20 protein-coding genes and 4 pseudogenes are annotated in these 25,304 nt (G+C 64.3%); 12 read left to right on the forward strand and 12 right to left on the reverse strand.

Going from position 1 to position 25,304, the window contains the following annotated elements; genetic code table 11:
• Positions 1–34: 34 nt before the first annotated feature.
• The 3 genes from MW290_RS03140 to MW290_RS03150 are packed head-to-tail and all read left to right on the forward strand — an operon-like array spanning position 35 to position 2,836.
• On the forward strand, positions 35–1,198 hold the full coding sequence (locus tag MW290_RS03140) for an LPD7 domain-containing protein (RefSeq protein WP_250195866.1): 1,164 nt from the start codon (positions 35–37) through the stop codon (positions 1,196–1,198).
• A gap of 1 nt (position 1,199) precedes the next feature.
• A complete protein-coding gene (locus MW290_RS03145) occupies positions 1,200–2,522 on the forward strand; it encodes a DUF1173 family protein (protein ID WP_250195867.1) in 1,323 nt (440 codons plus the stop codon).
• Positions 2,523–2,569: 47 nt separating this feature from the next.
• Complete coding sequence (locus MW290_RS03150; protein WP_375142792.1) at positions 2,570–2,836, forward strand: acylphosphatase; 267 nt, start codon at positions 2,570–2,572, stop codon at positions 2,834–2,836.
• 320 nt (positions 2,837–3,156) lie between these two features.
• Here the strand turns inward: MW290_RS03150 and MW290_RS03155 are convergent, their stop codons facing one another.
• Positions 3,157–3,756, reverse strand: a complete 600-nt coding sequence (locus tag MW290_RS03155; RefSeq protein ID WP_250195868.1) for an H-NS family nucleoid-associated regulatory protein — start codon at positions 3,754–3,756, stop codon at positions 3,157–3,159.
• 477 nt (positions 3,757–4,233) lie between these two features.
• On the opposite strand from MW290_RS03155, the gene MW290_RS03160 reads away from it, so the two are divergent.
• The gene (locus MW290_RS03160) at positions 4,234–4,599 is read left to right on the forward strand and encodes a hypothetical protein (protein WP_250195869.1); all 366 of its coding nucleotides are present in this window, start codon (positions 4,234–4,236) and stop codon (positions 4,597–4,599) included.
• A 325-nt stretch (positions 4,600–4,924) separates the two neighbouring features.
• Complete coding sequence (locus MW290_RS03165; RefSeq protein ID WP_250195870.1) at positions 4,925–5,257, forward strand: hypothetical protein; 333 nt, start codon at positions 4,925–4,927, stop codon at positions 5,255–5,257.
• Positions 5,258–5,280: 23 nt separating this feature from the next.
• On the opposite strand, the pseudogene MW290_RS03170 reads toward MW290_RS03165, so the two are convergent.
• Both MW290_RS03170 and MW290_RS32985 read right to left on the reverse strand, forming a co-directional pair.
• Positions 5,281–6,687, reverse strand: a pseudogene (locus MW290_RS03170) (methyl-accepting chemotaxis protein).
• Between the two features lie 19 nt (positions 6,688–6,706).
• Positions 6,707–6,832, reverse strand: coding sequence for a hypothetical protein (locus tag MW290_RS32985; protein ID WP_259373452.1), 126 nt, complete (start codon positions 6,830–6,832; stop codon positions 6,707–6,709).
• A gap of 230 nt (positions 6,833–7,062) precedes the next feature.
• Between MW290_RS32985 and MW290_RS33375 the strand changes: the two genes are divergently transcribed.
• Complete coding sequence (locus tag MW290_RS33375) at positions 7,063–7,272, forward strand: type II toxin-antitoxin system HicB family antitoxin (RefSeq protein ID WP_510532248.1); 210 nt, start codon at positions 7,063–7,065, stop codon at positions 7,270–7,272.
• 90 nt (positions 7,273–7,362) lie between these two features.
• Here the strand turns inward: MW290_RS33375 and MW290_RS03175 are convergent.
• Positions 7,363–7,500, reverse strand: a pseudogene (locus MW290_RS03175) (IS5/IS1182 family transposase); the annotation flags it as partial.
• A 73-nt stretch (positions 7,501–7,573) separates the two neighbouring features.
• Between MW290_RS03175 and tnpA the strand changes: the two are divergent.
• The 3 genes from tnpA to tnpC all read left to right on the forward strand — a co-directional run bounded on the left by tnpA (position 7,574) and on the right by tnpC (position 10,044).
• On the forward strand, positions 7,574–8,014 hold the full coding sequence (tnpA, locus tag MW290_RS03180; RefSeq protein WP_250195871.1) for an IS66-like element accessory protein TnpA: 441 nt from the start codon (positions 7,574–7,576) through the stop codon (positions 8,012–8,014).
• A gap of 8 nt (positions 8,015–8,022) precedes the next feature.
• Positions 8,023–8,340: an IS66 family insertion sequence element accessory protein TnpB gene (gene tnpB, locus MW290_RS03185; RefSeq protein ID WP_250195872.1), complete on the forward strand. Its 318-nt coding sequence runs from the start codon at positions 8,023–8,025 to the stop codon at positions 8,338–8,340.
• 87 nt (positions 8,341–8,427) lie between these two features.
• A complete protein-coding gene (tnpC, locus tag MW290_RS03190; protein WP_250195873.1) occupies positions 8,428–10,044 on the forward strand; it encodes an IS66 family transposase in 1,617 nt (538 codons plus the stop codon).
• A gap of 497 nt (positions 10,045–10,541) precedes the next feature.
• On the opposite strand, the gene MW290_RS03195 is transcribed toward tnpC, so the two are convergent.
• The 5 genes and pseudogenes from MW290_RS03195 to MW290_RS03215 form a co-directional block, all read right to left on the reverse strand.
• Positions 10,542–11,893 (reverse strand): IS3 family transposase gene (locus MW290_RS03195; protein ID WP_250195874.1). Its coding sequence is split into 2 segments (ribosomal slippage): positions 10,542–11,420 and positions 11,423–11,893, totalling 1,350 coding nucleotides; the frame shifts between segments, so codons are not numbered across the junction.
• 38 nt (positions 11,894–11,931) lie between these two features.
• Entirely contained in the window at positions 11,932–12,279 is a 348-nt protein-coding gene (locus MW290_RS03200; protein WP_250195875.1) for a hypothetical protein, read from the reverse strand.
• Positions 12,280–12,672: 393 nt separating this feature from the next.
• Positions 12,673–13,119: a hypothetical protein gene (locus tag MW290_RS03205; protein WP_250195876.1), complete on the reverse strand. Its 447-nt coding sequence runs from the start codon at positions 13,117–13,119 to the stop codon at positions 12,673–12,675.
• 40 nt (positions 13,120–13,159) lie between these two features.
• Positions 13,160–15,814, reverse strand: a complete 2,655-nt coding sequence (locus tag MW290_RS03210; RefSeq protein WP_250195877.1) for a VWA domain-containing protein — start codon at positions 15,812–15,814, stop codon at positions 13,160–13,162.
• A 796-nt stretch (positions 15,815–16,610) separates the two neighbouring features.
• Positions 16,611–16,940, reverse strand: a pseudogene (locus tag MW290_RS03215) (MarR family winged helix-turn-helix transcriptional regulator); the annotation flags it as partial.
• Positions 16,941–17,105: 165 nt separating this feature from the next.
• On the opposite strand from MW290_RS03215, the pseudogene MW290_RS03220 reads away from it, so the two are divergent.
• Positions 17,106–17,971, forward strand: a pseudogene (locus tag MW290_RS03220) (fumarate hydratase C-terminal domain-containing protein); the annotation flags it as partial.
• A gap of 27 nt (positions 17,972–17,998) precedes the next feature.
• Here MW290_RS03220 and MW290_RS03225 read toward each other — a convergent pair.
• The gene (locus MW290_RS03225; RefSeq protein ID WP_259373453.1) at positions 17,999–18,973 is read right to left on the reverse strand and encodes a LysR family transcriptional regulator; all 975 of its coding nucleotides are present in this window, start codon (positions 18,971–18,973) and stop codon (positions 17,999–18,001) included.
• Between the two features lie 523 nt (positions 18,974–19,496).
• On the opposite strand from MW290_RS03225, the gene MW290_RS03230 reads away from it, so the two are divergent.
• Entirely contained in the window at positions 19,497–19,859 is a 363-nt protein-coding gene (locus MW290_RS03230; RefSeq protein WP_250195878.1) for a cupin domain-containing protein, read from the forward strand.
• A gap of 62 nt (positions 19,860–19,921) precedes the next feature.
• Here the strand turns inward: MW290_RS03230 and MW290_RS03235 are convergent, their stop codons facing one another.
• Positions 19,922–20,761, reverse strand: a complete 840-nt coding sequence (locus MW290_RS03235; protein ID WP_250195879.1) for a helix-turn-helix transcriptional regulator — start codon at positions 20,759–20,761, stop codon at positions 19,922–19,924.
• Positions 20,762–20,805: 44 nt separating this feature from the next.
• Positions 20,806–21,588, reverse strand: coding sequence for a GntR family transcriptional regulator (locus tag MW290_RS03240; protein WP_250195880.1), 783 nt, complete (start codon positions 21,586–21,588; stop codon positions 20,806–20,808).
• Positions 21,589–21,800: 212 nt separating this feature from the next.
• On the opposite strand from MW290_RS03240, the gene MW290_RS03245 reads away from it, so the two are divergent.
• Complete coding sequence (locus MW290_RS03245) at positions 21,801–25,298, forward strand: indolepyruvate ferredoxin oxidoreductase family protein (protein WP_250195881.1); 3,498 nt, start codon at positions 21,801–21,803, stop codon at positions 25,296–25,298.
• The last annotated feature ends 6 nt before the right edge of the window (positions 25,299–25,304 follow it).

Below are 25,304 nucleotides of genomic sequence, written 5' to 3' on the forward strand. Positions count from 1 at the left end.
CTTCATTCCAACCTCATCACGCTAGGAGCTCACCATGGACGATGTTCCTGTGCCTGTTCGCCCAGCACCGGCCGGTGGCAGTGTCGAGCCGGCCAACCGGGCGACAGTCGCCAAGGCTCGCTTCCAGGCGCCGGCCGAGCCGGCGAGCGAGCGCTTTGAATTGCGGGATCCGTTTGCGGAGACGCTGTACACCAGCTCCCACTGGTCGGACATGGTGGCCAAGGCGGAGCAACTGGGCAGCCGGCGCTTTGTGGCGATCGCCGCGGATGGACAACGCAGCCAGGTGGACCAGGTGGACGGGCAATGGAAACGCGGCCCTCTGCGCCCGGCCATGCCGGCTCGTGCACCGGCGCTGGCGACCACCCGCGATGAAATCCCCGACCTGGCGGCGGCGACCGAGGCCAAAGAGCGAGGCGCCGACCCTGCGGTGAAGGCCGCCCCTGCCAAGCGCTCGGCCCCCTTGAGCAGCAAGAGCTCGCTGCCGCAGATCGACGCGGAGGCGGATCGCAGCGCACGCGTGGCGCAGTTGGAGGCTGCGTTGAAGGACCGTTATCTGATCAAGCGAGCCGCCGTGACCATTGGCGAGACGACGTTGGGCCGGCTGGAATACCGCTTCCGCGGGGACAGCACGCGGGTGGCCTTCACCGAGTCGACCTTCAAGCTGTCCACGGACACCAACAGTCCCTCGGTGGCCCGCTCGATGATAGACGTCGCGGAGGCCCGCAACTGGCGGGCGCTGCGGGTCTCGGGCAACGAGGAGTTCAAGCGGCTGGTGTGGCTGGAAGCTTCGGTGCGCGGGGTCAAGGCGCTGGGCTATGAGCCGAATCCTGCCGATCTCGACGCGCTCGCCAAAGAACGCGCTGCCCGGCAGCGCAACCATATCGAGGCGGCCCCAGAGGCCGCGGCCACCACGCCGGCGAGCCAGGCGGCTCAGGCAGCTCAGAAAGGCAACTCCGGCCGTGGTGGTGGTCGCAAGGCCGTGATCGCTGCCATCGAAGCCATCCTGGTGGCCAAGCAAGTGCCTGAGCGCCAGCGCGAAGCCGTACTCGCCGCGGCCAGCGAGCAGCTGACCCATCGGCTGCGCGCCGGCCAGACGCCCAAGGTCGCGGTGTTCGACCGGGAGGCGGCGTCCCAGCGGGTCGGCGTGCCGACACCAGACCGTACGCGCACCCGCGAGCGCAGCGCACTGGCGCGCTGACATGAACACCCAGCGAGCAAGCGAAGGACCTGCTGGCGACACGGTACCCCGCTACGCCATCGGCGCCGACGTCCTGATGCCGAGCGACCCGGGGTGCACGGCGGCGTTGGCCGCGGCGTATGCCCAGCAGTTGCGGCCACAGTGTCTGTGCGGGGGGATGGAGCCGAACGGCCCACCGATGTACTTGGCGCGCCGCCAGGGCGGTTACCTGGTCAAGCGCATGCCCGGCACTGGGCACCTGCACGCGCCGCACTGTGCTTCGTACGAGGTGCCGCCCGAGCTGGGCGGCCGCAGTGAGCTGGACGCCGCTGTACGCGAGGACATCGCCAATGGCTGCTTGATCGTGAAGCTGGACTTCCCGTTGACGCGTCAGCCCGGCCTCTTACCGCCGACGCCGGGCGGGGGAACAGGCGACGTGCGCAGCAGCGGCAGGCTGAGCCTGCGTGGGCTGCTTCACTTACTGTGGCAGCAGGCCGAACTGCACCGGTGGCATCCCGGGTTTGCGGGCAAGCGGACCTGGGGCCTGGTGCGCAGGCACTTGCTGCAGGCGGCCGGCACAACGCGCGTGGGCGGCCAATCGTTGGCAGAGCGGCTCTACATCCCCGAGGTGTTCAGCGTCGCCGACAAAGAGGCGCTGGCCTGGCGGCGGCGTCAGCAGTGGTCGCATGCTCTGCCCTGCGCGGGCGTGCAGCCGCTGCTGCTCGTGCTCGCGGAAATGAAGCACTTGGCGCCCTGTCGTCATGGCCATCAGCTGGTGCTCAAGCACATGCCAGAAGAACTGCTGTGGCTCGATGCGGGGATGGCTAAGGCACTGGAGCGTCGTTTTGAAGCCGAACTGGCGGCATGGGGGGCTGACGACGGCCTGCACCTGGTATTGCTGGCGACCGCCGTGCTGTCCGCCGCGGGAAAACCCAGCGTGCAAGCCCTGACGCTGATGCTCACCACCGCGACCTGGCTGCCAGCCCTTGGCGTGAGTCAACTCCCCCTCCTCCAGCGCCTGGTGCAGGACAGTCGACGTTTCACGACCCTGCTGGGTGCGGACGACCGTGAGTCCGGAACCTGGCCCACCGCCGTCTTGACCGACACCGCGGCTCCGCCAACGCCGCTCTACGTGGACAGCGAAATGGACGCCGAGGACCCGACCGAAGACAGGGGCGTTTGGCGCTGGTCGCCTTCACAAGGCGCCTTGCCGCCGCTCCCACCTCGGGCGCCGGTGCCTGCGCGTCCCTTGCCCACGCCGCCTGGCAGGCACTCGATAGGGGGTAGCCCCGGGTCGACCCTGGAGGCAGACTCTCGGCCTGCACCTGACGTTTCAGCGCCATGACACCGAGCCCTGCCCTCGAACCGGGAGAAGTCCGAGAGGTGTGGTGCGTGCGTATCCGCGGCCGCGTGCAAGGCGTGGGTTACCGCGACGCCTGTGTGGAGCAAGCGCGTCGACTGGGGGTGACGGGCTGGGTGCGCAACCGCCATGACGGCTCCGTGGAGGTGGAGATGTACGGCACGGTGGCCCAGCTGAACGCACTGGCGCGCTGGCTGGCCGATGGGCCGCCGTTCGCTGAGGTGCGCAATGTGGCGCTGCAGCCCAAGCCGGCCGAAGCCACCGCCTGTACGTCCTTCGAGCGACTGCCCACCTCATGAGTCGTGCAGCCCGTCACAGGTAGGCCAACACCCGGGTCGGACGGCCTCCACATGGGCGGTGGCGCTGAAGGTGCCGGTACGCGATGCTCAGGCACTCGATGAACAGGAGACGACGATGGCCTTGATCCGATGCGCCGCCTGCAGCGAAGTGGTGAGCTCGCTGGTGAAGACCTGCCCCAGTTGTCGGTTGCTCATGGGTGGGTTTCAGGCGTCGGCCGCAACATCCTCGTCAGCGATGCAGGACCGAACCGTCGCACCGCTTCGGGCGCGGCCACCTGTGGCTCGGGTGTCGAATTTCCCGACCGGCACTTGAGATGGCGTCAGCCTTGGACTTGGAACGACTCGAGGGTTTTGCCACCGGCCAGCGCTTCTTTGAGCCACTTGGGCTGCGGGCCGCGGCCACTCCAGCGGTTGCCGGCGTCGTCCTGGTACCTGGCGGAAGTCTGTTCTGCGGCCTTCGCAGCCGCGCCTCGAGGCGCCTTCTTGGCGGCGCGTGGGCGACGAACTGACCCGCTGCCTGCGCTGTTGCTCGCCGCAGCTCCCTCAGCTGCCTCAGCAGCACTTAAAGGTGCGGTCGCCGGGTTAGAGGGGCGCGCGCCGGCCGCAAAGTCTTCCAGCGACTTGCCCTGCTGCAGGGCCTCTCGCAGCCAACGCGGGCGCGGCCCGCGGCCACCCCACACGTTGCCACTGCCGTCGGCATAAGCGGCCCCGCGCGCCGCGGACCGGCCAGCGCGCTTCTTGCCTTTCATCGCACGGTCCGCGGCCGCGCCGAACAGATCCGCCGCGGTGAGTTCGTACGCGGCGATCGCCTCGCGGATGCGAGCGACCACGCCGGCTTTTTCCTGCTGCTTCAGCGCCTCGGCTTCGGCTTGCAGCTTTTGGATTTGCGCCTGCAGATCGGCCAATGATTTCTTTGCCATTTAGAGACTCAGCTAGATCTTTGAGGATTGGCAGTATGCCTCAATGCTATTGGTAGGGATGAGTTCAATGTTTCACATCTGTGAACCCGCTACTCCGCAGAACGAAGCGGAAATCCGACCGCTTCCTGATTCGAGCCACTGGTCAAATACTTGCTGAGTGCGGCGATCAGGGAAGCGCTTCTTCACTGACCCGCACCAGTTTTGATCCACGCCGCAATCCCACGGGAAAGCACCGGTCCAGGAAGGCGAGCGCTTGCGAACTTCACCTCCATACGCACGCAGTCGTGGTGTGGGCTTCACCGGCTGCCTCATACTCGCTGGGCAAGGTACGGCCAGGAGGACACGAATGAACCGCACGAACCCCAAGCTCCTCGCAATGCAGCGGCTAGGCAGTACCAGCGACGCGTTGCCTCGCAAGCGGCCTGCCTGCAGTAAAGGCACCGTCGTACGTTTGGGGCTCCCATGAGCAGCGGCGGCATGTCCCCTTACCGCGAGGCGCTGGCATGGTTCAGCCAGGAGCCTTATGGCGGCAGCTCTCTTGGGCTGGCCAAACTCATCTTGTCTCTGTCCACAAGTCGACATCCCTTTTCGCTCGCCGACTGCCTGGCGTCGACCAGCGGCCCACACAGGCGTTTGGCCATGCGCATCGTTCACCACTACGAAGAGAACGGCGTCGACGATGAGCTCCATGCAGCGGCCGAAGAAGCCTGCCGGCACCATCCGCGACTGCTGGCACTGAGCCACGCGATGAAAGAAGCCAGTAGAAACTTGATGGCCGCCTGGGCAGACGACTTTGCCAATCAAGCCCGCCAGCAGGCCGGCAAGCCCTGGACTGACGACTGAGCGAGCGGACATGCACGGGCCGCCGGCAAGTGCAACGCTGCCGGTGCCGGTGTTGGCGGCCTCTGACGGCCCCTCATTTACGCGGCGTAGGCGCCCCAGCTGCGCGAGGTGGATCCCCGCGACCATGAGGAGTTCTCTAGGCGCGCCATCTTGGCCAGGGCCTGCATGGTGTGGCCTGACACCCGTACACTGTCATGGCAGTGACGTCGACTTGAGTGAGGCACCAATGACACCCAACGAGCCACGAAACTTCCGCGCCCATCGTGACCACCGCTTCAATTGCGCGTGGTGGGCATTCTTTCTGCTTGGTTGCGTGGGAGTCGTAATGAGCGCAACCGACCCGGAAGGATCGGCAGGCTCGCCGTGGCTGATCTTGATCGGCCTGCTCTTCATGATTTTGGGCCGCCGGCAGCATGCCAGGCTCATGGCGAACGTTGACGCCGTCGAAGACCTGCAGGCAGCCCGAGCCGAGGAAGCCGCCAAGACGCAAGCAGCCAAAGCAGCAACGGCAAGCGCCGTGCAGACGGCGCAGGCGCTCGACGAGGCGCTGAAGCGGCTGACTGAAGTCAATGAATCCTTGGCGGAGTCACTGACCAAGCAGGCTGAAGAAGAACAGCGTGCCCGTGCTGCCAAGGATCACTCGCAAAACCCGCCTTAGCCCTAACGCCGAAGCGTGGCGCGTCACGCGTGGCTCAGCTTGAAGACGGCCACTGCGCTCACCAGCTTGTCGGCCTGGGACTTCAAGCTTTCTGCAGCGGCGGCTGACTCTTCGACCAGCGCCGCATTCTGCTGCGTCACCTGGTCCATGGCGGTCACCGCCTCGCCGACCTGGCCGACGCCGGCGGCTTGCTCACGTGAGGCCGAGCTGATTTCGCCCACGATGTCGGTCACTTGACGAATCGAGCTCACAACCTCCTGAATCGTTGTGCCGGCCTGGTCCACCTGGCGGGTGCCTTCTTCCACGCGCTAGACGCTCTGCGAGATCAAGGTCTTGATTTCCTTGGCAGCTTCGGCCGAGCGCTGGGCCAGGCTGCGCACCTCGTTGGCAACGACCGCAAAGCCACGGCCTTGCTCGCCAGCACGGGCGGCCTCCACAGCCGCGTTCAGCGCCAGGATGTTGGTCTGGAAGGCGATGCCGTCGATGGTGCCGATGATGTCAGCGATGCGGCCGGAGCTTTCGCTGATGCCCTTCATGGTCTGGACCACCTGCTGCACCGCGGCGCCGCCTTCGACCGCCACGTCGCTGGCCGCCAAAGCCAGCTGGTTGGCCTGCTGCGCGTTGTCGGCGTTCGCCCGCACGGTCGAACCCAGCTCTTCCATCGACGCGGCGGTTTCTTCGGGCGCCGAAGCTTGGCTTTCCGTCCGCATGGACAGGTCGCTGTTGCCGCTCGAAATCTGCGCTGAGGCCGTGGCCACCCCTTCGGCGTTCGAGCGCACATCGGCCACGATGGCCGCGAGGCGGTCTTGCATGGCCCTCAGCGCGCCCAGCAGCTGCGCTGTCTCACTCTTGCCGCTGGCGTCAATGTGCTGGCTCAGGTCGCCGGCAGCCACGCTGCTGGCCACCCGGACCGCTTCGTGAATCGGGCGTGTGGTGGACCGGATGATCCACAGCGCGACCGCCACGGCGCCAACCAAGGAAGCCAGCACCGCCACCTCAATGGTCCAGCGCACCATGGCTACTTGGGCATCTACCGCATCGCCGGCCTTGTTCACCGCCTGCTGGCTGTAGTCGGCCATGGCATCGACGGCGGCCATGTAGGCCAGCTGCGGGCCGCGCAGCTCCGTCAGGAGCGCCTGGCGCGCCTCATCGAGCCGCCCGGCCTTGAACAGTTGCATGACTTTCTGGCGGGGCTTGCTGTAGGTCGCTCGCGCTTCGGTCAACTCAGCGAGCAGGGCGCGGCTCTTGTCACTGGACACGCCGGCTTCCAGCGCCTTGAAGGTCGCGCTGGTGCGCTTGGCAATCTCATCCATCTCTGCGAATAAGGCCTGCGCCTCGCCCTCGTCCTTGACGATCATCAGCTCGCGCATGGCGCGCGCTACGCTGGCGTTGGCCAGCTTGATCGACTGCAGTTGCAGCAGTTGGGGCACGCGCCTGGCAGCCAGGTCGTCAAACCCCCTCAGCCAGGCGGTCGATCTTGGTCCACGTCGCTGCGGCGAGCGTCAGGAGCAGGGCCGCCATGAAGGCAAAGCCCAGGGACAAGCGCGTGGAAATCTTCAGGTTCTGTAGCTTCACAGCTCTTTCCGAGGAAGCGGACTGTGGGATTTCGGTCACTATTTACCCTTCTACAGTTGTATCAAGGAGGCTACGTAACCAGAGACATGCTTGTTGCGCCGCTGCGGACGGTGGAACCCGCAGGTCCTCTCTGTAACAATAGGTCGGTTCAGTAAGCGAGCGAAGATGAAGAAGATTGGGTATCCGGTGAAGGTGGCGGGGTCAAAAGCTCTCGTGGGCTGTCTCGTGACATCAGGGACCTACCCGACCTGTTTGCACACGGTGAAGACGTGGCAGACGCCCTATTGAACGCGAGCCAAGCGCTGGGACGGCTCATCCGACAATACAAGGCGACGGGGCGCGCGGTCCCCGATGCCTCAGCCACTCAAGACGGCGAATGGGTGGTCTACCCAGCGCCGTTCGGTTCCCAAGCTCCGACGCCCAATGGGTCAGACACTTGAGGACAGGTGGCCTGCGTTGGGGGCGCTGTATGCAGCAGCTCGCGCACTTGCAGGCCAGCTTGGTGCCCAGTCACAGCGGAGCCCTGAACTGCGGAGCATCTTCGGTACGCAGACCGGCGGTCTACCGAGCTGGGCGCTGCGCGAGTACAGCGGGCCGAAGGCAGCTTCCAGTCGCGCCCACGGCACGCTGCAGGCCATTTCCAGAAGGAATCGCTCGTAAGCGGTCAATTACCCGCGTCCTTGAGGCGGCACCGCCGAGCTGACAGTCTTCGTCCCCACTTAGCAAGTGAAGTGGGGACGTATGTCGGTAGATCTGGAAGCTCTGAAGCAGCGCCTGGTGTTGCGTCACAAGCCCGGTGGGCGCTGCGTGTACGACAAGGCGGCGAAGGCCGAGTTCGTTCAGGTGTGCTTGCAGCCGGGCGTCTCGGTGGCCCGCCTGGCGCGCGAGTTCGGCATCAATGCCAACCAGGTCGCGCGGTGGATTCGTGATCACGGTCAGCTGCGCAAGCGTGCACCTGTCGAACCTTCAGCGGCGGCGCACTCGCCCTTCGTCGCGGTGCCGGTGGTCAGAGTCGCTGCCGAGCGCGTCGTGCATGACTTTGATGAACGTCGAGATGTGAGTTTGCAGGCGAAGCTGCCCAACGGCGTGGCGGTCGAGCTTCGGGGCGTCGGGCAGCGCCAGCTCGCCGATGTGCTGCAGATGCTGGGCAGGCTGACGTGTTCCGTCTCGACGAACATCTGAAGGTCTACTTGCATCGTGCCCCGGTGGACTTCCGGCTCAACATCAACGGCCTGGCCACCCTCGTGCAGCAGGCCCTCGGCCTGGATCCATTCGCCGCCTGTGTGTACGTGTTCAGCAACCGCCGCCGCAACCGCGTGAAAATCCTCGGCTGGGACCGCAACGGCTTCTGGCTGCTGCTCAAGCGGCTGGAGGAAGACCGCTTCATCTGGCCCGCCGAGATGGCGGCGCCGACGCTGACGGTGGAGCAGCTGCACTGGCTGCTGGAGGGCATCGACATCGGCGTCGTGCAGCGCCATCCCCAGCGCATGTACCAGCACGTCGGCTGAGAACGGCAGCGCCGGCGTGCGCCATTGCGGCAGATCCGCATGGTGTCCCCGGGGCTGTGGCGCGGACACTGGCCGCAGATGGTCCACATGCCCACGCCCGACGAAGTCATCGCATTGCAGCAGGCGCTGGCCGAAGCGCTCAAGCGCAACGAGTCGCTGGCCGGCGAACTCCGCGTGACACGCGCCGAGCGCGACATCCTCAAGGAAAAGCTCAGCAAGTTCACGCGGCAGTTCTTCGCCGCCAGCAGCGAGGCCGCGGTCCTGCAGAAGGACATGTTCTTCAACGAGGCTGAAGACCTCGGCGCGCAAGCCGAGCCGGCGATTGAAGAGGGCTGCGACAGCGACGACAGCGACAAGGTCGACGTGCCCGGCCACAAGCGGACCAAGCGCGGCCGCAAGCCGCTGGACCCCGCGCTGCCGCGCGAGGTGATCCGCCACGAGCTGCCCGAAGGCGAGCGCGTGTGCCCGCACGACGGTGCCGCGCTGCGCGAGATCGGCGTGGAAGCCAGCGAGCAGCTGGACATCATCCCGCAGCAGGTACGCGTCATCCGGCACGAGCGCGTCAAGTACGCCTGTCCGTGCTGTGACGGCGGCATGCGGCTGGCGCCGCGTCCCGCGCAGATCATCCCGCGGGGCCTCTTCACCGAGAGTGCCCTGGCCTGGATTGCCGTGTCCAAGTACCTGGACGGCCTGCCGCTGTACCGCCAGGCCGTGCTGCTGGGTCGCTTCGGCGGCACCGACATCGCGCGCAACACCGTGGCCGGCAGCATGGTGCGTGCAGGACTGTCCGTACAGCCGGTGATCAACCTGCTGCGTGACCTGCTGTTGGACGCCCCGCTTGTGTTCGGCGACGAGACGCAGCTGCAGGTGCTCAAGGAGCCCGGGCGCAGCGCGCAGGCCAAGAGCTTCATCTGGGCACAGATGACAGATGGCAGCGGCCGAGACGGCAGCGGCCCACCGATACGGCTGTTCGCCTACTCGTCCAGTCGCTCGACGAAGACAGCGATGGAGCTGTATGCCGGCATCCGCCCCGGCACCGTGCTGATGACCGACGGCTACGAGGTCTACGACACCCTGGCCGGGACGCACCAGCTCGTGCACCTGGCGTGCTGGACGCATTGCAGGAGGTACTTCATCGAAGCACTGCAGGCACTGCCCAAGGACCAACGCGGGCCCAACCAGCTCGCGGCGCGCTTCATCGCGCTGATCGGTCAGCTGTACCACGTCGAGGCCGAGGCCAGACGGGACGGTGTCGACACGGATGAACTCAAGCGCCGGCGCCAGCAAGACAGCGTCCTCGTGTTGGCCGACATCGAAGCCCTGCTGCTGGCCAACCTGCACGGCGTGCTGCCCAAGAGCCTGCTTGGGCAGGCGCTGCACTACCTCTCGTCGCAGTGGAGCAAGCTCAAGCGCTACGTCGAGGACGGCCGCTACAGCATCGACAACAACGTCCAGGAAAACGCCATCAGGCCGTTCTGCGTGGGGCGCCGCAACTGGCTCTTCGCCGACACGGTGCATGGCGCCAACGCCAGCGCCAACCTGTACTCGCTGCTGCAGACCTGCCGCGTCAACAACATCGACGGCTACCGCTACCTGCGCGCACTGTTCGCTGCGCTGCCCAACGCGCAGACCGCCGACGACTACGCCGCGCTACTGCCCTGGAACATCGACCTCAGCAGCATCTGGGGCTCGCTGACAGACTAACCCGAGAGAGGCAAGGCCGCTGTTGATTGACCGCTTACAATCGCTCGCACCGCGTGCGCTTGTTCTTCGATGCGTATGCGCCGTGGGCGAAACTAACTTGGCTCGTGCTGTGATGCTGCCGCCTCGGGGCAATCGCGCTTTGCGGTCGGGACCGATCAATCAGCGTTTCCCTATCGCATTGGAAAACGGCGACTTGAAAAGCGTCGCCCTGACGCCAGCCGTCGCCCGGCTTAGGAGCATCGAGCGGCGGCCGACCGGCAAAGTCGGTCATGCGCCCGCGACGTGCTCTCCGACGCCGATGGCTTCGATAGCCAGCCAAGCCGCCATGCTGGTCATGGCGACGGCAATCAAGACATCCACCAGTCGCCAGGCAGCTTGCGGCGTCATCCACCGCCGGGCACCCCTGGCCAGGTGGATCCAAACGATGAACCAAGTGAACGACGCAGCCTGAACCGCCCCGCTTTTGAACTGACCCCCAAAAGTTGGACGGTTGGACGCTAGGCGTTCACGGCCCGCAGCCAGTACTGCACCGGGCTCGACCCGTTGAGCTTGAGCCTGATGCGCTGATGGTTGTAGTAGCGAACGTAGCGGCGTAGACCGGACTTCAACGCTGCGATGTCAACGAATTTGTTGAGGTAGAAGAACTCCGACTTGAGGGTTGCGAAGAAGCTCTCCATGGCCGCGTTGTCCAGGCAATTGCCCTTTCGAGACATGCTCTGCGTCAGCCCTTGTTCGCTGAGTTGTTTGCGGTACGCCGGCATCTGATAGTGCCAGCCCTGATCGGAGTGCAGGAGCGGTGCTGCTCTGCGGCCCTGCAGCTTCGAGAGCGCCTTCTTGAGCATGTTCCCGACAAGAGAGTACAGAGGCCGCTCCTGCATCTCGAAGGCCACGATTTCGCCGTTGTAGAGGTCCATGACCGGTGACAGGTAGAGCTTGGCGCCGCGGACGTTGAATTCGGTCACGTCCGTCACCCACTTCTCATTCGGCCGTGCTGCGCTGAACTGCCGAGCAAGCAAGTTCGGCGATGGGGCCAGCTCTCCCTGGTAGGAGCGATATCGCTTCGGCCGGACCAGCGACTTCAGGCCGAGGCTGTTCATCAGTCGCTGCACAGTCTTGTGATTCACCGTCTGGCCTCCCTGACGCAGTTCGCATGTGATGCGCCGATAGCCGTAGCGGCCCTTGTGGCGCTCATAGGCGGCCTTGATCCGCGACTTCAAGCTTGCGTGCTTGTCGCCGGCCTCCAAGACCTTGGCCTGGTAGTAGAACGTGCTCCGCGACAGGCCTGATGCCGCCAGCAGCACCTGCAACGGGTAGTCTGGCCTCAGCTCGAGGACGGCTTGCGCTCTTTGTGAGCGGGTTGCCGATTGCCCCGAACCAAGGCCTCCAATTTTTTTAGGTAGGCGACCTCCGCACGCAGCCGTTCAACCTCCTCAAGAAGCGCGCGGTTTGAGCTGGCACTATCGGGGTCGGGTGGCTCTGAGCTGGGCTTGCCGGGCTTCATAAGGGGCGTTCGCCGTTTGCCTTCAAGTGCCCCGACGCCACCGCCATCAAGCGCTCGTCGCCAGACGACAACCTGGTTTGGATTGCGAATATCGTAGATCGCCGCGACCTGCCGGCTTGAGAGCTGCTCACGATCTTGATGCCTCAGCACCTGGAGCTTGAATTCAGTGGTGTAGGCGCCGCGCTTGGGCTGCAGGGCGGCCACTCCGTGTAGCCGGTAATGGCTGACCCAGCTACGTACCTTCTCCTCCGGCACTGACCATCGCCGAGCAAGCAGCTTTGCACCGCCATCCCCAGCCAGAAAGCTCTCGACGACCTTGAGCTTGAGCTTTGTTTCGTACTTCCCCATGGGACCTCTTGAACTGTGTCCAACTTCTGGGGGTCAGTTCATACCCAGGGCGGTTCAACCATCGCACCAGCAGCAAAACTAAGGACTTTTGGTTCTGGCATTACCGCGCCGGTCCTCACGATCTTCGGGCAGGCGTCCGGATTCGTCGCCAGAGACGGGTTCTTGTAGGTCATGGCCAGGAATTCGCAGTAAGTGGCTCCGAGATGCTGGTACGAGTTGCCCTGGGTCAGCTGGTGCAGGCGGCTCTCGAGCGGCTGTGCCGTTGAGCTTTCCAACGTTCCGCTCAAGACGTTGGCGTCGTAGTCCTGCAGGCACGCGGCGAGATCTTTGGCTAGAGGCGCGCGGTGCGAGCGTTTGGCGGAAGCCGCACAGAGCTGGGATGCCACGCGGGCAAACCGGTCGGGCTCACGCGCCTGCAGATCGGACCGGGCGAAACTGCAACGGTCTTTGTCGAATTCGACAAAGGGATCGCCTGTGGCTTGGCCAGCTGGCCGCACAGCTCAAGCGGCCCCGGGGGGATTGAGGGTCTGTGACCTCACTGGCAGCGCCGCTACCAGGCAAGCAACAACCAGCGCGACCGACAACATCCGCGACATCCCGCCCCCCAGACAAGTGCCGCCGATGATAAGGCGAAGTCAAAGGACCAAAAAAACCAGTAGGCCGGAAGCGGAAGCTTCCGGCCTGTAGTTACGCCACCTTGGCGGTCATTGCATCCCTGCTGTACCGCATGGCCAGATTAATGGCCGGGGGCAATGCTGGCAATAGATGAGATACAGGGATCACTGCGTTGACGTCTTAGCGGCGGCGCGCGCCAACTGTCCAATCTGCCTTTTGTCATCGATGTTGGCCAGCAATTCTTCGCCTGTAAAAACAACTTGGCTCTTTTGCCGCCGCATCAAATAAATGGCAAGTTTTTCGCCACTGCCGCTCCGCGAAATGACGAAAGGAACCAGCTTCTTCCGGATATCTGCATTCGATTTGAACCCAAGGGCCTTGGCCACATCGTCGGACCCGGCGCCTTGCAGACTTACCCCCTCACGACACCGCGCCGCCGTACGGAGAATTGCACTCCCCAATTCTTCATCCGGTGCGGACAGCTCACACCGTTCCGATGGAAGCTCGAATACCACCGATCCATCGGCAACAGCGCTGTTCGCAACAAAATACAGAGAATCGCCAATGAGATAGGCATCAATGACGAATTTGTCAGGCATCTGTGCGTCCATGCTTGATCATACCATTGGGGCGTCGGGGCCGCAATCATGGTCAGGGGATGACTTTGATCGATAGGCCGACGTTCTTCGACTGCGCCGCAGAGCGCAGGATTGCCTCAAACTCAGCACTGGGCGCCTTGTTGAACACCATATAGAGCTCTCTCGACTGGATTTGGTTGGGGAGCAAGGCACCAAAATCGGTGCCGTCCGCCAACTTCCTGGCATTCGTACCTTTGAAACTGACCAGCGAGTCAGCGTAACGTTCAATGGTTCGGCCAAAAGTGGCGGCGCTTTGATAGGTTTTTGCGTCCAGATCCATCGACTTAATGCTGACCGCGCGCCCCGTTGCCCGGTCAAACACGTCAATAACGGGGTAGTTGCCGAGCAGGGCCTTTCCTGGGATAAGCGGCGCGACCAGGGCTTCTATTTCCTTGCCACGTGCAAACGGCGTCTTCGACCAAGCAGAGGCAACCTTCGCTGCGGGAGCCGGCAGGAATTTTGCAACATCGGGGACGTACTTGGAAACATATTTAATGATCTCGTGGTATTTGGCCGGAAACTTGACTAAGAACTTAGCGGCGACGCCTCCGGACTTGGCCGCATCACCGACGACAGGGACCACACCCGCGACATTGATCGCCGCACTGGCCCATTCGCCTTGGAACAGGTTGGCCAAAAAGTCGCGGACGTCTCCAACGACAACCACGCCTGACAGGATTTGCCCTACCAGTTCAGGGGTCGTGTCGATGTCAATGAGATCGCCACCGATAAAGCCTTTGAACAGCTCCAGCCGAAATGACGAGTTGACGCGGTAGTCGAACGTCGTGGGATCAAAACCTTCGCTTGCACGGTTCAGCTCTTCCAGGTCCGACAGGGTGTCGCCGTCACTGTCCGCCAGAAGAGGATTGGTTCCGTGCGTTCCCAGCTCGAGGATATCGGTCAGCCCGTCGCCGTCAGTGTCTGCGCTCAGCGGGCTCGTGCCGGCATGGAACTCTTCGGAATCCGGAATGCCATCACCATCACTGTCCGCCTTCGAGGGGTCGGCATAGCCCATCACCACCCAGGGGTTCTTTGCGCCAGCCGGGGCCTTCTGAGGGATGCCGGCTTCTGCACCGTCGAGGATGCCGTCGCCGTCAGTGTCAGCGACCATGGGATCGGTGATGATGACCGTTCCCAGAGAGCTGTAGTAGACGCCATTCGTCTCTTGGCAGTCCGTCAGCCCATCGAAGTCTGAATCGGTTCCGTCATCACCGAACACCGAGGAGAACTCCTTGAAAATACCACTCAGACCATTGGCGTTGGCAATCTGCTTGTAGGCGCCTTTGGTGGCTGTAGCGATACCCTGGAGGAGCGCAGAATCGACCGACCCAGTCAGACCGATGGTGAAGGCCCTGATGCCATTATCAACCATCAGCTGTGTCAGATTCTGGTCATAGGCTCCCTGCCCATCTGTAAGCAGAATAACGACACGGTTTCTGTTTACGTTGCTGTTTTGGAGCAGTTGTTGGATGGCGATGTTGACGCCGGCGCCAATATCCGTTCCCCCATTAGAGTCAATGGTCCTGATTGCGGACGAGATCCCGCCCTGGTCACTGCTCAGGCCGATTGCTAAACGTGCGCCGCTGTCAAAATCAACGACCCCGACCTTATCAACTGGCTTCATGCCACCAACGAAATTGATGGCCGCGCTGACGCGCACATTTTGGGGGTCATTCGTCTGCATACTGCCAGACGAATCAATCACGAGAACCACGTCAGAAGGAAACGCAGTCGGATCAGAAACAAGGTCGCAGGTTTGAGCCAGCTTCGACAAGGAGTTCTGAAAGACGACTTTGTCGGCGATCATGAACGGCGAGAAGTGCGTCGTTGTTCCAATGACCGTCCCTGTCTGGGGATTCACCGTCGACGGAATTTCGACCCACATTCCCGTGTCGGGATTAAGGGTGTAGATTGCGAAGTTGGTGGGATCCGGCGTATCGGCCGGGTTATCCTTATCCTGATAGGGCAGTTCGACTGTTGCCGACTGCATGGAGGCCTGAAGTGCTGGATCCAGGCGGATGTCAAAACGGCGTCCGACTTGGCCTGGCACCGGCTTATCAGAACCAATGCCGACTGACACCTTCGATGCAAGGTCGCCTGCGCCTGTTATGTTGACGTTGACGGACTCTGATTTCCCTGTGCCGATGTTGAATTTGGAGAAGCTGGCACGTGACTGCACCACCTTGTCTGCATCCGCGAGCAGGGGGTTGCTGCCATTAGCAACCTCTCGTCCGTCGTCTACACCGTCGGAATCTGTATCTTTGAGGAGGGGGTCCGTTTTTAGGGTGGTGACTTCTTCCCCATCCGGAAGAGAGTCGCCATCCGTATCGGCATGAATTGGGCTTGTTGCGAGCGCTTGCTCGGTCTTGTTCGAAAGCCCGTCTTTGTCCGCGTCGTCCTCGCCATCCGGGATGCCGTTGCCATCGGAATCTGCGACATCCGGACGAAGAAGCGGGTAGCCGTACCTGATCTCGAAATCATCCGACAGGCCGTCACCATCAGTGTCGGTTTCGGTCGGATCAGCGCCGAATGCAACCTTCACAGAGGCAGGAAGCGCACCGTCCGTGGTCGTGGTATTTTCCGAGTCGCCGCCGTCAAAAAGGCAGCCGCCTAAACTCAAGGATAAGGCCAGTGAAATTGCCAGGCCGCGCCAGTGGAACTTTGCCATATTTAGCCCCCTTGATTCGAAGATGTCGGCGAACAAATCTGAGGCGCTCGATGGCGCCCTGGTCGATCCTAGGCCTATCAAAGGGGTGCCGCCTCCATAAGATTGTGGAGGTGAAAATTGCCGGCTGCCGCTGTACACGGCTCGCATGCGGGTTTTCGGGATAGGCAGCGCCCGGTCCCTGTGGCAGGGCCGGCTGATTGCGGTCCTGGCGCCCGGCGCGGACTTGGTGCATTGCGCACCTACGCCGACAGCTCCTGAGTGGTCGCCACACGGCCGCTTCCAGTCCCTGCCCTCTCTGATCCTTGGCGCTGGTTGCCACTGGCATGGCGAATGGTGAACTGCGCCACCCACGTTCAAAGCGCCCTGCGCCCAGCCCAGCCGAAAGCCGTCGCCACGGCATTGTTCAGCGCGTCCGAAGCGGACCGAGTTGGAACTTTCTCGGACCAAGCCGAGTGTCGAAGCAAACTACCCGCCTCATCACCAGCTGTTGCCCCGCCACCAATGCTTGACGATGCGCTCCATCTTTCAAAGAATCGGTTCGCGCCGCGTGCGCTTTTTCTTCAAGGCGCACTCGGCGCTGGCAAAGCCGTGTTAGTTCCCGCGGTGATCGGGCCCTCAAATGGACAGACGCGCTCTCTCCTCCTCCTCACCTCTCTCCTCCTCACCTCTCTCCTCCTCACCTCTCTCCTCCTCTCCTCCTCCTTTCTCCTCCTCCCATCGCGGTCAGCATGGATGAATCCGCCTGTCTTTAGCGCAAACCCGCAGCGCGCAACGTCTTCGACGAAAGGCAGCTGGTGGGCAACGCGTGCTGCTGCCAAACGGTGCGCCCGGTATCCGACATCGCGATGAGCCGGGAGCGCCTGTCTTGGCCATCGGGCGCAGCCGTGATGTGGCCGTCGCGCTCCATCCGCGTCAGCAGCCCTGACAGGTTCTGCCGGCTCACCATCAGGTAGCGGGCCAAGTCGCCCACGCTCATGCCCTCGCCCGCCTCGGGCCGCGACAGCGCCCCCAGCACCGCCCATTGCTGCGTCGTCAGACCGTACTGCTCCACTGCACGGCTGCCGGTCTTATGCAACATGTTGGCGCATTGATAAAGCCGGAAGAACAGGCGGTTGGCCATCTCCATGCGCGCCGGGTTGGCGTTCTCCTGATGGGCCAGGCGCTGATGGCCGCATCCTGGGGGGTGCCTCGGTCCCAGCTGCGGCACGCTGGCTTCAAAGCTGCGCGCTGCGCTGATCGGCCCCCACTTTCGTCGCCGACCGTGTCCGGTCGATGGTAGCCAGACTGGCCAAAGCGGTCGCTGTTCAGTCCGATCGACCTGCAGGAACTGCGTGAGCGTGGTGCGGCCAACGAGGAGGAGGCGCTGCGGCTGGCATTGCATGCGCGCATCAACGCGCTGGGCATCGGTGCGCAAGGCCTGGGCGGCCTGTCCACCGTGCTGGACGTGAAGCTGAAGACCGCGCCGTGCCATGCGGCCATGCTGCCGGTGGCGCTGGTGCCCAACTGCGCCGCCACCCGCTGGCTGCGCCTCTCGCTGGATGGCCATGGGCCGGCACCGCTGCCGGTGTGGCCTGAAGGCCTGTGGGACGGCATCCCTGAGCGTGCAGACCCACCCGACGCCCTGGCAGTGGACCTGACCCAGCTCGACAAGTCCGCCATCGGCCGCTGGCGCGTGGGCCAGACGTTGCTGTTGTCGGGCCCGGTGCTCACCGCCCGCGACGCCGCCCACAAGCGGCTGGTGGACCTGCTGGCGCGGGCAGAGCCGCTGCCGATCTCATTGCAGGGCCGGGTGGTGTACTACGTGGGACCGGTAGATGCGGTGGGCGACGAAGCCGTGGGCCCGGCGGGGCCTACCACCGCCACCCGCATGGACAAGTTCGTCGAGCCGCTGTTGGCGCACACCGGCTTGCTGGCCATGATCGGCAAAGCCGAACGCGGGACCGAAGCGATCGCGTCCATCTGCCGCCACGGATCCGCTACCTCGCGGCCACGGGCGGTGCGGCATATCTGCTGTCGCGGTCCATTCGCAGCGCACGCGTCGTAGCGTTCGAGGACCTGGGCATGGAGGCCATTCATGAGTTTGTGCTCGACCGGTTTCCGGTGACGGTGGCGGTCACCGCACAAGGCCTCTCGATCCACCCCGTGCCGCCGTTGTAAGGCCCGATCTCGCCCTGCCTGGCGCGTCTACACAAGCTCCGACGCGTCGGTAAGGCCGGCGGCCTTGCGGGCAAGCGCGCGCAGCTCAGCGGCCGCGAAACTGAAGTCGGTACTGTCCTTCAGCCGTTGCACGGCGAGATCGATGAATCTGCGCACGCGGCCGGGTAGGTTCCGGCGCTGAGCATAGTAAAGGTAGAAGCCCATGCGCTCGCTGACATGTGCTGTCAGCAAAGGCACCAAGGCACCGGCGCGCAGGGGCACGGCCGCATTGATGCTGTCCACCTGCCCGATGCCCAGCCCCCCGGCCACGGCGAGCATCTCGGCATCGGGGTCGCTGCAGCACAGCACCGGGTGCATCGGCTGGAAGACGATTTCGCCCTTGACGTCGAACTCCCACGGCACGGGGCGGCCGGTACCGGGCTGCCGGTAGCCGGTGCAGCGGTGCATGAGCAGCTGCGGCAGCCGCCTGGGTGTGCCGTGCCGCGCCAAGTAGGCCGGCGCAGCGCACACGATCTGCTGGATGGCGAACAGCCGCCGTGCGATCACCTGCGCGTTGGGGGGATTGCCGGCGCGAAAGCCGACGTCGATGCGCTCGGCGATGGTGTCGGTGGCGCGGTCTTCCAATAACAGGTCGATCTCGATGCCCGGATGCTGCTGCGCGAAGTCCACCACCAGCGGCAGCAGCACCTTGCGCCCGGCCGAGCCACCGGCACTGATCCGGATCAGGCCCTCGTCGTCGCCCACCGCGCTGCGTGCCCGGCTCACTGCGGCGGCCACACCTTCCAGGCTGCTGCGCACGTCGTTGAACAGGCGCTCACCTTCCTCTGTGAGCGTGATCTTGCGGGTGGTGCGGTGGAAGAGCCGCACGCCCAGGTGCTGCTCCAACGCCCGGATGGCCTTGCTCACGGCTTGCGGCGTGCTGCCCTGGGCCAGGGCCGCGCGGTGGAAGCTGCCCACTTCGGCAGCACGAACGAAGGTGGTGATGGCTTTGAGTTCATCCAACTGGCGTCTCCGAGCGACCCCACCAGGATGCCATCAAAACGACTGGATTCACAACCGACGGTTGCCAGTGTTGTTGCCGTTGATGACCTACCGCGGACAAGGGCCGGAGCCTAGAGTTCCTTGCGTGCCCCTTGACTCCAATCACCGAAAGGAACCCAACATGTCCTCCACCCAAGAGCTGGCCGGCCGCGTGGCCGTCATCACCGGTGCCCGACGTACCAGCTAGGCCGAGGGTCGGAGACGCCGCGTTGCCTTCAAGCTCCTCCGCCCCAGGCGAACACAGCAGCACCTTCAGGCCGCTCCCGGTTCGTCCTGGAAGTCGTGAGACTCCATGCTAAGTCCCGATACTTCTTGCGAAGGCGCGCAAGCTTTCGACAGGGAGTTTGCGCCAGGTGTCCCTACTATTCCTTGCGGACATCCTGTAGCGCCGTCAAGGCAGTTCCAGGGGGTCTGCCAAGGAGGCGCCGGCCGGCGCCGAGCGACAAATCCACGGCACAGCCTGGAACACTACTGGAGACAAACCATGAGAAACACGACGGAAATGGCATCCGAACCCGGAGTCGGAAGCCGCAAGCTGTTCGAGAACGACAAGGTCATCGTCTGGGACTTCGTGCTTCCCGCAGGCGCGGAGACGCCCGTCCACACCCATGATCACTCCTACATGTGGTTCGCGGTGCAAGGCGCTCCCCTGCAGATCTACGACGAGCATGGCAACGACGTGGGCCTGTTCCCGGTACCGACGAACGGGATCTTCGAGCTCAAGGTCCAGGACGGAACCATTGAGGTCATGTCCGAGATCGGCAAGGGCGTGAAGGTGCCGGCCAAGCACAAGGCCAAGAACGTCGGCAAGGAAGACTATCGCGAGATCCTGGTCGAGTGGAAATAGGCCGCCGGTAACGACCCTTCGCCGCTGGTCGATCTGGCCGGCGGCGAGGCGGGGCGTTCCGCTCACATGACCTCGAGGATCTTGCGGTACTTGCTCGGGGCGAACCCCTGCATGCCGGCGAAGAAGCGCGTGAAGTTGCCCGCGCTATCGAAGCCGAGGTCGAAGGCGATGTCCTGCAGCTTCACGTCACTCTGCGTGAGGCTGCGCAGGCCCGACTCCATCTTGAGCATGCTCAGGAATATGGCCGGCGACATCCCGGTCGACTTCTTGAACAGCCGAAAGAACTGGGGCCGCGACAGCCCGGCCGCCGACGCCATCGCTTCCGGACTGGTGCTCGCATCGCCGGCGCTCAGAATGTGTTTGACGAGCCTCCTGATGCGTGCGTCGAAGTCAAGTTCGCCATAATCGCCCCCGAAATGAAGCAGGTTGCGCGGTGGCGAGATCGTCAGGACCTCGCAGAAAACCGCAGCAATCAGCGCCTCCATCTCGCGCGTGCGCGGCGGAACGTGCTGGGTCAAGGCATCGACCACGTCGTCCCGTGTCCGGGCCAGCCGCAGCGTCAAGGTCTCGACCGGCCGCGCGAAGAACTTCGGGTGCGCGCTGTGCGCGAAGCGTCGGTCCAGCTCCTTCAGCCATTGCGGCTGGAGGTAGAACGCGAGCAGGACGGTGTTCTCCTTCGTCTCGCGGTGGTTGTAGAAGTGCGGCTCCCAGGCGTTGATCATCAGCGCGCTCTGCGCCGTGACCGGATACTCCCTGCGGTTGATTCCGAACTGGATGTCGGCTCCGCCGATCTTGAAGACGATGTGGCAGTCCCGGTGCGCGTGCAGCACCATCGAGTGGTCGAGTCGGACGAGCACGACGCGTCCGAAGGGGCCGTGGATGATGCGTAGCGGGTCGGACATTAGAACTCCTTCATGCGAGCCCGGCCTGCCTCACGAGGCCCGGCCTACGCGGCAAGCTGCTCTTGCGAGCGCTGGGCGGCCTGCTCCACGACCTGCAAGGATTCGGCGCCGTCGGCCAGGAAGAAGCGCGCGACCATCTCCTTGGTGATTTCGATCGCCCTCTTCAGGCTGATGTCGATGTGCTCCGAAAGCACTTGAAGCGCCTCCTCCGTCTTGCGCTGCGCGATCAGGTCGATCACTTCCAGGTGGGCGTTGAAGGCCTGCAGGTTCCACGACGACAGTTGCTCGATGTCGACGTGGCGCGCCACGTGGGTGCGTCGCGTGACGATGTCGATGAAGGAGGTGAGCTCCTTGTTCCGGGACAGGGCCACGAGGCGGCGGTGGAACTCCTCGTCCGCCAGCACCAGGTCGGCCGTGGCCAGCTGGTCGGAGCGCCGCATCACATCCACCCAGTACGCCCTCACCGCCGCGATTTCCTCGTCCGGGGCGCGCTGGACGGCCAGCAGGACGGCCTGCCGCTCCAGCGCGATGCGGACCTGATAAAGGTCGAACACCTCGTTGACGCTGATGGCCTTGCGGTAAAAGCCCTTGTTCATGACGAACTCGAGCAGCCCCTCGGCCACCAAGCGGTTCAGGGCTTCCCGCAGCGTTGCGCGAGCGACGCCGAGTTGCGCGCCGAGTAACTTTTCGTTGATCCGCGCGCCCGGCTTGAACTCATATCGCATCGCCCGGTCACGCAGCTCGAGGTACAGGCGCTCGACGTTGCTCTCGTCGCGAGGTACGGAGGGCTTGGCGGCTGCCTTGCGGGGGGATCTAGTGGACTTCATGTGCGCGACAGCTTTCCTGATTCACCGCTTCGCACAGCCGGCCGGCAAGTGTCGTCACTTGTGAAAACACCCGGTTATACGGATCTCGGACGCAGCCCTCAACTTGGTAGTTTCCCTAGCTTCCGGCAAGCAGGGAATCTGTGATTCTCCGCGGCCTTACAGCGTTCGACAAAAGTGTCGGCACTTGGTTCGACACCACTTCCAGGATCGCCATGCAAAACCGCGCAGTCAGCCTCGACGACAAGTACACGCTCCGCCAGGGCCGGGTTTTCATCACCGGAACGCAAGCCCTGGTGCGCCTGCCGATGACGCAGCACATGCGTGATCAGGCGCAGGGGCTGAGTACGGCCGGCTACGTCACAGGCTATCGCGGGTCGCCGTTGGGCACACTCGACGAGCAGCTCGGCAAGGCGTCCAAGGCCTTGGCTGTCCACGACGTCGTGTTCGTCCCCGGAGTCAACGAAGACCTCGCTGCCACCGCTGTCTGGGGATCGCAGCAGGCCGAGGCGGCCGGGGAGGGAAAGTACGACGGCGTCTTTGCCATGTGGTACGGAAAGGGCCCGGGCGTCGACCGCACCGGGGACGCCTTCAGGCACGGCAATCTCGCGGGCTCGTCCAGGCATGGCGGCGTCCTCGTCCTCATGGGCGACGATCACACCTGCGAATCCTCCACGACCTGCCACCAGAGCGAGTTCGCGATGGTGGACGCCATGATTCCCGTCCTAAGTCCCGCCGGCGTGCAGGAAATCCTGGACTTCGGTCTGATCGGCTGGGCCCTGTCGCGCTACAGCGGGTGCTGGGTCGGCATGAAGTGCGTCAAGGACACCGTGGAAGCGACGGCCTCCATCGACGTCGACGTCGACCGGGTCCGCATCGTCCTGCCCGAAGGCGTGGAATTGCCCGCGGACGGCCTGAACCTTCGCCAGCCGGATACACCCCACGCCCAGGAGGCGAGGCTGCACCGCCACAAGCTGGACGCAGTGAAGGCATTTGCCCGCGCCAACGGCATCGACCGGGTGGTCGTGGATGGAGACCGGGCGATGCTGGGCATCATCACGCACGGCAAGAGCTACCTCGACGTGCTGCAGGCCCTGCACGACCTGGACCTCACGGAGGAGCAGGCAGGCGAGCTCGGGCTCCGCATCTACAAGGTCGGCATGACTTGGCCCCTGGAACCCGCGGGCGCAGCGCGTTTTGCCGACGGCCTGCAGAAGGTCATGGTCGTGGAGGAAAAGCGCAGCCTCCTGGAGTCCCAGCTCAAGGAGCAGCTCTATGGAAAGGCCGGTGCGCCCGCGGTCATCGGCAAGCTCGACGAGGAGGGCAGGAGCCTGTTCCAGCCGGAGATGGCGCTCGATTCCAATCAGATCGCCCTCGCCATCGGCGAGCGGCTCCTGCACCTCCACGACGGTGGCCTCGAAGCCTTGCGCCGGCGCGTCGACGAGATCCGCGCCCTGCGCGCTCCCAAGGGCGTGATCGACATCCTGTCCCGCAGCTTCTACTTCTGCAGTGGCTGCCCGCACAGCTCGTCCACAGTGCTGCCCGAAGGAAGCAAGGCCTATGCAGGCATCGGCTGCAGCTGGATGGCCCAGGCGATGGACCGTTCCACCACCGGCTACACGCAGATGGGCGCCGAGGGCATGTCCTGGGTCGGCGAGGCTCCGTTCTCGAAGCGGAAGCACATGTTCCAGAACATCGGCGACGGAACCTACTTCCACTCGGGGCTGCTGGCCATCCGGGCCGCCGTCGCGGCGAAGACCAACATCACCTACAAGATCCTGTTCAACGACGCGGTCGCGATGACGGGAGGCCAGCGGCACGATGGCGTCCTGGACGTTCCCACCATCGCGAACCAGGTCCACGCCGAGGGCGTCAAGCGCATCGTGGTCGTCAGCGACGAACCGGGAAAGTACCCCGCGGCAATCCGCTGGCCTGCGGGCCTGACGGTCCACCACCGGGACGAGATCAACGCGATCCAGGAGGAGTTGCGGCAGATCGAAGGGACGACGGCGCTGATCTACGACCAGACCTGCGCCGCCGAGAAGCGTCGCCGGCGCAAGCGCGGCCAGTTCCCTGATCCGGCCAAGCGCCTGCTGATCAACGACCTGGTGTGCGAAGGGTGTGGCGACTGCGGCGCGAAGTCCAACTGCATTTCGCTGCAACCGCTGGAGAATGAGCTGGGTCGCAAGCGCACCATCGACCAGTCCTCCTGCAACAAGGACTACTCCTGCGTGAAGGGATTCTGTCCCAGCTTCGTCACCGTACTCGGCGGCTCGCTGCGCAAGCCCGCCCGCGCCAGCGACACGGGCGGCCCGTTCGTGGCGCTCCCGGAGCCGGAACTGCCGTCCCTGGACGAAGGCGTCTACAGCATCCTCGTCACGGGCATGGGTGGCACGGGCGTGGTCACTGTCGGGGCGATCCTGGGGATGGCTGCCCACCTGCAGGGACTGGGCTGCGGCATCCTGGACATGGCCGGTCTCGCCCAGAAGGGCGGATCGGTCTGGAGCCACCTGCGCTTCGGCGAATCGCCCGAGGCCATCAAGACCATCCGCATCGCGGCGGGTGGAGCGAACCTGGTGCTCGGCTGCGACATGATCGTTGCCGGCAACTCGAAGACGCTGGCCGCTGCGCGCCAGGGACGCACGCAAATGGTCGTCAACACCCAGGAAACGATGCCGGGCGAGTTCTCCCGGAAGGCCGACATGCAGTACCCGCGCGGTAGCCTCCAGCGCAACATCGTGGACACGGTAGGCGCCGAGGCCGCGCACTTCGTGGAGGCGGGCCGCATCGCCACTGCGCTGCTGGGGGACAGCATTGCCGCCAACATGTTCATGCTGGGCTTCGCCTACCAGCGGGGCCTCATCCCCGTCAGCGCCGACGCGATCGAGCAGGCCATCGAACTCAATGGCGCGCAGCAGCAGATGAACCGCGACGCTTTCCTGTGGGGCCGCCGGACGGTGGTGGACCCCAACGCGGTCGAGCGCACGTTGTCGACGATGCAGGCGACGGAGTCCGCAAGCCTCGCGCCCGCGATCATCGAGGACCTGGACGAGGCCATCGCCTGGCGCAAGCGCTTCCTGGTGGACTACCAGGACGAGGCTTATGCCAGGCAGTACGTCGATTTCGTGGAACACGTGCGCTCCGTCGAGCGCAGCAGCTTCCCCGGGCGCAGCGAGCTCACGCGCGCGGTGGCGAAGTACTGGTTCAAGCTGATGGCGATCAAGGACGAGTACGAGGTGGCTCGCCTCTATACCGACACGGGCTTCCTGCAGCGCGTGGAGCGCCAGTTCGAAGGCGACTTCAAGCTGGTGTTCAACCTGGCTCCCCCCATGCTCTCGAAGCGGGACCCGGCGACGGGCGAGCCGCGCAAGCGCGAGTTCGGGCAATGGATCCTCCCTGCGTTCCGGCTGCTGGCAAGACTGCGCTTCCTGCGGGGAACGGCGTTCGACGTTTTCGGCCGCACGCAGGAGCGCCGCATGGAGCGGGCGCTGATGGCGCAGTACAAGTCCAACATCGAGCAGGCCCTGGCGGTCCTCGTGTCTACACGGGAGCCCGGCCACTACGAAACGGCCGTCAAGCTGGCCGCATTGCCCGAATCCATCCGCGGCTATGGACACGTGCGGGCACGCAGCGTCGAGGCGGCCCGCCAGCAGGAGCAGGGCCTGCTCGAAGCACTGCAGCGTCGGGTGATCGCCTTGAAGAAGGCAGCCTGAGGCGGC

Source organism: Aquincola tertiaricarbonis, from assembly GCF_023573145.1.
Lineage (GTDB): Bacteria > Pseudomonadota > Gammaproteobacteria > Burkholderiales > Burkholderiaceae_C > Aquincola > Aquincola tertiaricarbonis_B.